The sequence below is a fragment of the Monashia sp. HAY1-2A genome, assembly GCF_056755315.1.
Window position 1 is genome coordinate 1 of sequence record NZ_JBNDHY010000202.1, and the last position, 6,840, is coordinate 6,840.

The window sequence follows — 6,840 nt, forward strand, 5'->3', positions numbered from 1 at the left end:
GTGCCGCATCTCGTCCTCGACGGCGACCAGGCGGCGGGGCGTCGGGTCGCCGGACGGGGTGCGGATCACGCCGACCTCGACGAGCGCGAGCCGCCGCCCGGGAGACCCGTCGACGACGCCGACGCCGCAGCGGGTCAGGCCGGGGTCCACGGCGAGGACGCGCACGGCACCTCCTGGGGCGGTCGTCGGGTCGGTCGGGCGGTTCGAACCGGCGGCCGATCCGAACAGGTGTTCGGGACAAACGCTAACCGCCCGGTCCGCCGGCGACGAGGAGGCACGCCGGTCACCGACGTGCCTCCTCGTCTGCGCTCGGACGACGCCGTCCGGCGTGGGCTCACTCCTCGGCGTCGAGCTCCGCGAGCACGTCGTCGGGGATGTCGCCGTTGGCGTAGACGTTCTGGACGTCGTCGCTGTCCTCGAGGGCGTCGATGACGCGGATCATCTTCTTCGCGCCGTCGAGGTCGAGGGGCACCTGCAGGTTGGGCACGAAGGATGCCTCGGCGGAGTCGTAGTCGATGCCGGCCTCCTGGACGGCCCGGCGGACGGCGACGAAGTCGCTTGCGTCGGACACGATCTCCCAGGTGTCGCCGTTGTCGTTGACCTCTTCGGCACCCGCCTCGAGGACGACCTCCAGGATGTGGTCCTCGGACGTGCCGTCCTTGGGCACGATGACGACGCCCTTGCGGTTGAAGACGTAGGCGACCGAGCCCGGGTCGGCCAGCTGGCCGCCGTTGCGGGTCAGGGCCGTGCGGACCTCGGCAGCCGCACGGTTGCGGTTGTCGGTGAGGCACTCGATGAGGAGCGCGACGCCGTTGGGGGCGTAGCCCTCGTACATGATCGTCTGCCAGTCGGACCCGCCGGCCTCGGCACCCGAGCCACGCTTGACGGCGCGGTCGATGTTGTCGTTCGGGACCGAGGTCTTCTTCGCCTTCTGGATCGCATCGTAGAGCGTCGGGTTGCCGGCGGGGTCACCGCCGCCCTGCTTGGCCGCGACCTCGATGTTCTTGATGAGCTTGGCGAAGAGCTTGCCGCGCTTGGCGTCGATGGCAGCCTTCTTGTGCTTCGTGGTGGCCCATTTGGAGTGGCCGCTCATGCAGTGTCCTCGCGTTCCGGTCTACTCGCAGTGCTGCGTGACGATCTTGACGAACTCGGCGTGGATGCGGCGGTCTCCCCCGACCTCGGGATGGAAGGAGGTCGCCATGAGGTTCCCCTGCCGAACCGCGACGATCCTACCGGCGGCCGGCCCGTCGCTGACTCGCGCGAGCACCTCGACGGCCTCCCCCGCCGTCTCGACCCACGGAGCGCGGATGAAGACGGCGTGCACCGTGCCGTCTAGGCCGGCGAACTCGAGGTCCTGCTCGAAGGAGTCGACCTGCCGGCCGAAGGCGTTGCGGCGCACGGTGACGTCGAGGCCGCCGAGGGTCTGCTGGTCCGGGCGTCCGTCGGCGATGCGGTCGGCGAGCATGATCATGCCGGCGCACGACCCGAACACGGGGAGTCCCTCGGCGATGCGCCGTCGCAGCGGTTCCTGGAGGTCGAAGGCGCGGACGAGCTTGTCCATGGTGGTCGACTCGCCGCCGGGCACGACGAGCCCGTCGAGCCGGTCGACCTCGCCGGGACGCCGGACCAGGGTGACGTCGGCGCCGAGGTCGGTGAGGGCTGCGGCGTGCTCGCGGACGTCGCCCTGGACGGCGAGGACGCCGATGCGGGGTGCTGCCATGAGGGCGAGGGTATGCCGCGCGCTCCCTGCGGGTCACACCGGCCCGGCGTCTGGGACCCGAGACAGTCGGTGACGGACCGGTCCTGACGCGCGCCGGGCCGACCGGGATACGTTGCGGCCATGACCCTCAGCGCTCTCGACACCCTCCTGTCCGCCGCCGAGGCCGCGGACGCCGCGTCGCCCCTGGCGGGAACCCGTGACCTCTTCGACCTGCCGGAGGGCGTCATCTACCTCGACGGCAACTCGCTCGGGGCCCTGCCGCGCGCCGTCGGACCGGTCCTCGAGGACGTCGTGCGCCGCCAGTGGGGCGAGCGACTCATCCGGTCCTGGAACGAGGCCGACTGGTGGGGCGCGCAGACCCGCGTCGGCGACGCGGTGGGGCGCATCGTCGGGGCGGCACCGGGCCAGGTCGTCGTCACCGACTCGACGTCGGTCAACCTGTTCAAGGCCGTCGTGGGCGCGGCACGACTGCGGCCGGGCCGCACCGTCGTGCTCACCGACCCCGACTCGTTCCCGACCGACCTCTACATGACCGAGGCAGCCGCCCGCCTCTGCGGCCTCGAGGTGCGACGGGTGTCGCCGCGCGACGCGGTCGCCGCCGTCCGCGAAGTGGGTGACGCCCTCGCCCTCGCCGCCTACTCGAGCGTCGACTACCGCACCGGTGAGCTGTGGGACCTTCGCCCCCTGACCGACGTCGCGCACGAGGATGGTGCGCTCGTCTGCTGGGACCTGTGCCACTCGGCGGGCGTCGTCGACGTCGACCTCGACGCGAACGGCATCGACCTGGCCGTCGGCTGCGGCTACAAGTATCTCAACGGCGGCCCCGGGGCTCCGGCGTTCATCTACGTCGCGGCCCGGCACCAGGACCGGTTCGACCAGCCGCTGGCCGGCTGGCAGGGGCACGCGCGGCCCTTCGACATGAGCTCGGACTACGAGCCGCACGCCGGCATCACCCGAGCCCGGGTCGGCACCCCGCCGCTGCTGTCCGTCCTCGCCCTGGAGGCGGCCCTGACGGCCTACGACGGCCTGTCCCCCGCCGACGTCCGCGCCGCGTCGCTGTCGGTGACGGCCACCTTCCTCGACGCTCTCGGGGCGCTCGGCGTGGACCTGCCCCTCGCGACGCCGCGCCCGCCGGAGCGTCGCGGGTCCCAGGTCTCGCTGCACCACCCGCAGGCCTTCGCCGTCGTGCAGGCGCTCATCGCCCGCGGCGTCATCGGTGACTTCCGCGAGCCCGACATCGTGCGGCTCGGGTTCGCGCCGCTCTACGTGACGCACGTCGACGCGGTGAGGGCCGCGGAGCACGTCCGCGACGTCGTCGAGGGCCGCGAGTTCGAGCGCCCGGAGTTCGCCGAGCGCGGCGCGGTCACCTGAGGCCTCTCACGGGCCATGGCCGTGCGGGCTTCGCGGGGCCGTGACGGCGCGCCCAGCCGGTGCCGGAACGGCGGACGCCGCCGCACCCACGGGTGCGACGGCGTCCGCCGGTCGTGCGATCGCAGCGGGCTGGGTCACCAACCGCGCTCGGCGAGCCGGTGCGGCTGCGGGATCTCGTCGACGTTGATGCCCACCATGGCCTCGCCGAGGCCGCGGGAGACCTTGGCGATGACGTCGGGGTCGTCGTGGAAGGTCGTGGCCTTGACGATCGCCTCGGCGCGCTGCGCCGGGTTGCCGGACTTGAAGATGCCGGAGCCGACGAAGACGCCCTCCGCGCCGAGCTGCATCATCATCGCCGCGTCGGCCGGGGTGGCGATGCCACCGGCCGTGAAGAGGACGACGGGCAGCTTGCCGGTCTCGGCGATCTCCTTGACGAGGTCGTACGGTGCCTGCAGCTCCTTGGCGGCCACGTAGAGCTCGTCCTCCGGCAGGCTCTGCAGGCGGCGGATCTCCTGGCGGATCTGGCGCATGTGCGTCGTCGCGTTGGAGACGTCGCCGGTACCGGCCTCGCCCTTGGAGCGGATCATGGCCGCACCCTCGGTGATGCGGCGCAGGGCCTCGCCCAGGTTGGTGGCGCCGCAGACGAAGGGCACGGTGAACTGCCACTTGTCGATGTGGTTGGCGTAGTCGGCCGGGGTCAGGACCTCCGACTCGTCGACGTAGTCGACCCCGAGGCTCTGGAGCACCTGGGCCTCGACGAAGTGGCCGATGCGGGCCTTGGCCATGACCGGGATCGAGACGGCCTCGATGATGCCGTCGATCATGTCGGGGTCGCTCATGCGAGAGACGCCGCCCTGGGCACGGATGTCGGCCGGGACCCGCTCGAGGGCCATGACGGCCACGGCGCCGGCGTCCTCGGCGATCTTGGCCTGTTCGGGCGTGACGACGTCCATGATGACGCCGCCCTTGAGCATCTCGGCCATGCCGCGCTTGACGCGAGTGGTGCCGGTGCTCGTGCCGGCGTGCCGGTCGGCCGCGGCCGCGCCGCCGGGCGTCTGGGTCGTGCTCACGATGTCCTGCTTTCGCTGTGTCGCGGGTGGCCCGTGGGAGGTCACGAGCCCCTCGCCTCCAAGGGTAGGGCCCCGCGCGCGGTGGTCCCGACCGGGTCCGTGCGCTGGGCGCGCGTCGGGACGCCGATCAGTCGACGACGAGCGCGGGAACCTCGTCGTCGAACTCGATGGTGTGCGGCATCGGGGTGTGACCCGCCAGGTGGAACACCCGCACGGTCCACGTCCGCCGCACCCGGCGGACGTCGGTCACCGCGTCGTTGTGGAACCGCCGCGCCAGCTGCACCCGCGTGCACGCCGACGTGACGCGTTCGACGACGTCGCGCCCCACCGGGTCCTCGCGCAGGTCGGCCACGACCTCCGGGGCGAGGGCGAGCCCGAGCGCCTCGGTGAGGTCGCTCTCGGCCTGCTCGCGCTCCTCGCCGTGCTCGACCGGCGCCTCGAGAGAGTCGCCCGCCGCGTCGGCGACGATGAGCGCCGTCGCGACGTCGAGCAGCCCGCTATTGGCCAGCTCAACCGCCGCCTCGGCGCGCCGCACGAGCCGCGCGTCGAGGGCGGCCAGGGTGCCGCTGAGGCGGACGTGGAGCCGGTCGAGACGGGCCGCCGTGTACGACAGGTACCAGGCGATGACGACGAGGACGAACAGGACCGCGAAGACCCACGTCAGCAGCTCGCTCACCGGGTCCTCCCCGGCAGGAAGCGGCTCCAGCGGGCGGGCGGCTCGAACCGCGCCGCAGCGCGGCCCTCGATGACCGTCTCGTAGACCGCGAGGATGCGGTCGGCGACGACCGACCAGTCGAACAGGCGGGCGCGGAGGCGGCCGGCCTCGGCGAGGGTGCGGCGTCGGGCCGGGTCGCGGAGCAGCCCGACGAGGACGCGGGCGAGGTCGGCCGGGTCCTCGTTGGCGAACATCGCGCCGGCCTCGCCACCGTCGAGCACGCGGGAGAAGGCGCCGAGGTCGCTGGCGAGGACGCAGGCGCCCGCGGACATCGCCTCGATGAGGATGATGCCGAAGCTCTCGCCCCCGGTGTTCGGGGCGACGTAGACGTCGACCGACGCCAGCAGGGAGGCCTTCTCGTCGTCGGAGACGGCGCCGAGGAACTCGCACGCGGCGACGACCTCCGGTGGCCACCCCTCGGTGACGTCCTCGGGGTCGCCGGGACCGGCGACGAGGACGCGCAGGCCCGGCACGGCCCGCAGGACGTCGGGCAGGGCCGCGGCGAGGACCGGCAGCCCCTTGCGTGGCTCACCCATCCGGCCGAGGAAGGCGATCGTCGGCGCCGTCGGCGTGCCGATCCAGGCGCTGCGCCTCGGCGCGGCCGCGAAGCGCTCGACGTAGACGCCGTTCGGGATGACGACGGCGTCCCCGCCGACGTGCGTCGTGACCGTGCGGCGGGCGTCCTCGCTCACGGCGATGCGTCCCGCGATCTTCTCCAGGCTCGGCCGGACGATCGGGTAGGCGGTCTGCATCGTGCGTGAGCGGACCATCGAGGTGTGGAACGTCGCGACGATCGGGCCCTCGGCCGCGAAGAGCGCGAGGACGCTGATGCTCGGCGTCACGGGCTCGTGCAGGTGCAGGACGTCGAACTCCCCCTGCTCGAGCCACCTGCCGACCTTGGTCGCCGTCACCGGGCCGAAGTTGAGCCGGGCCACCGAGCCGTTGTACCGGACCGCCGTGGCTCGCCCGGCCGACGTCACGTAGTCCGGCAGGGCGGTCTCGCTGTCGGCAGGCGCGAGGACGGACACCTCGTGGCCGAGGCCGATGAGGTGCTCGGCGAGGTCGCGGACGTGGAACTGGACCCCGCCCGGCAGGTCGAAGGAGTACGGGCAGACGATGCCGACCCTCACGAGGGGCTCCGGCCCTGTGCTGTGGAGGCACGGCTCGCGGCGGGAGCGGGGACGGCCGCGGAGGGCGACAGGGCGGACGGAGCCGGGGTGCGGGCCGGGTCCAGGTCGTCGACGAAGACCCGTTGCAGCATGTGCCAGCTCGACGTGTGCTCACGGATGGTGACAGCGAGGTGGTCGGCGCACTGCTGGACGAGGTCGGCGGCGCGTGCGCCCGTCGTGCCCTGGACGCGCGGCACGAGCCGCTCGCTGAACTCGATGACGGTCCGGTGGCCGCCGAGGCCCTCCCCCCGAGGTACCGGCTCGTACCAGAGGCGGGCGGCGTAGAGCGGGGCGCCGGTCATGAGGGACAGCACGGCGGGGCCCTTGGCCATGCGTGCCCGGTGGCCGAGCAGGTCGACCTCGACACCACCGTTCGTGAGGTCGCGATCGGAGGCGAGGGCGATGATGCGACCCCCACCCCGGGCGGCCGCGAGCAGGCCCCGGAACGGGTCGTCGCCACCGGTCAGCGGAAGGATGTCCATCCCGATGCTGCGGCGGAAGGCGACGAACTCCTGGTACACCTCCTCCGGCTTCAGGCGCTCGGCGACCGTCGTGACCGGCATGAGGTTGCCGGCCGACCACGCCGCCGCGAGGTCGAAGTTGCCGAGGTGGCCGACGAACACGACGACGGCCTCCCCCCGGGCCGAGAGCTCGGCGACCTCGTCGGCCCCGCGCGTCACGACCGCGCGGTCCACCTGCTCGCGGCTCAGCGAGGGCAGGCGGAAGGCCTCGCAGTAGTAGCGCATGTAGGAGCGCATGCCCGCGTGCACGAGCTCGTCCAGCTCGGCCTCGGAC

At 72.9% G+C, this 6,840-nt stretch carries 8 protein-coding genes; 1 reads left to right on the forward strand and 7 read right to left on the reverse strand.

Going from position 1 to position 6,840, the window contains the following annotated elements; all coding sequences use genetic code 11:
- The 3 genes from ACPYOM_RS20135 to pdxT all read right to left on the reverse strand — a co-directional run.
- The coding region (locus ACPYOM_RS20135; protein ID WP_481347311.1) for a crossover junction endodeoxyribonuclease RuvC at positions 1–165 on the reverse strand (165 nt) is incomplete at its 3' end.
- A gap of 169 nt (positions 166–334) precedes the next feature.
- On the reverse strand, positions 335–1,093 hold the full coding sequence (locus ACPYOM_RS20140; protein ID WP_481347306.1) for a YebC/PmpR family DNA-binding transcriptional regulator: 759 nt from the start codon (positions 1,091–1,093) through the stop codon (positions 335–337).
- A 21-nt stretch (positions 1,094–1,114) separates the two neighbouring features.
- Positions 1,115–1,720: a pyridoxal 5'-phosphate synthase glutaminase subunit PdxT gene (gene pdxT, locus ACPYOM_RS20145; RefSeq protein ID WP_481347307.1), complete on the reverse strand. Its 606-nt coding sequence runs from the start codon at positions 1,718–1,720 to the stop codon at positions 1,115–1,117.
- Between the two features lie 120 nt (positions 1,721–1,840).
- On the opposite strand from pdxT, the gene kynU reads away from it, so the two are divergent.
- Positions 1,841–3,091, forward strand: coding sequence for a kynureninase (gene kynU, locus ACPYOM_RS20150; RefSeq protein ID WP_481347308.1), 1,251 nt, complete (start codon positions 1,841–1,843; stop codon positions 3,089–3,091).
- A gap of 134 nt (positions 3,092–3,225) precedes the next feature.
- Here the strand turns inward: kynU and pdxS are convergent, their stop codons facing one another.
- From pdxS to ACPYOM_RS20170, 4 genes are all read right to left on the reverse strand, one after another.
- Positions 3,226–4,161 carry a pyridoxal 5'-phosphate synthase lyase subunit PdxS gene (gene pdxS, locus ACPYOM_RS20155; RefSeq protein ID WP_481343163.1) on the reverse strand — a complete coding sequence of 312 codons (936 nt, stop codon included), beginning with the start codon at positions 4,159–4,161 and terminating at the stop codon, positions 3,226–3,228.
- 127 nt (positions 4,162–4,288) lie between these two features.
- Positions 4,289–4,837, reverse strand: coding sequence for a LemA family protein (locus tag ACPYOM_RS20160; protein ID WP_481347309.1), 549 nt, complete (start codon positions 4,835–4,837; stop codon positions 4,289–4,291).
- Positions 4,834–6,006, reverse strand: coding sequence for a glycosyltransferase family 4 protein (locus ACPYOM_RS20165; protein ID WP_481343161.1), 1,173 nt, complete (start codon positions 6,004–6,006; stop codon positions 4,834–4,836). Before ACPYOM_RS20165 ends, ACPYOM_RS20160 begins: the two co-directional genes overlap by 4 nt.
- On the reverse strand, positions 6,003–6,840 hold an 838-nt coding region (locus tag ACPYOM_RS20170; RefSeq protein ID WP_481347310.1), incomplete at its 5' end, for a phosphatidylinositol mannoside acyltransferase. The genes ACPYOM_RS20165 and ACPYOM_RS20170, both read right to left, overlap by 4 nt.

What these genes read in the sequence shown, in the direction of transcription:
- ACPYOM_RS20140 (WP_481347306.1), bottom strand. Translation starts at nt 1,093, where the DNA reads ATGAGCGGCCACTCCAAATGGGCCACCACGAAGCACAAGAAGGCTGCC.
- pdxT (WP_481347307.1), bottom strand. Translation starts at nt 1,720, where the DNA reads ATGGCAGCACCCCGCATCGGCGTCCTCGCCGTCCAGGGCGACGTCCGC.
- kynU (WP_481347308.1), top strand. Translation starts at nt 1,841, where the DNA reads ATGACCCTCAGCGCTCTCGACACCCTCCTGTCCGCCGCCGAGGCCGCG.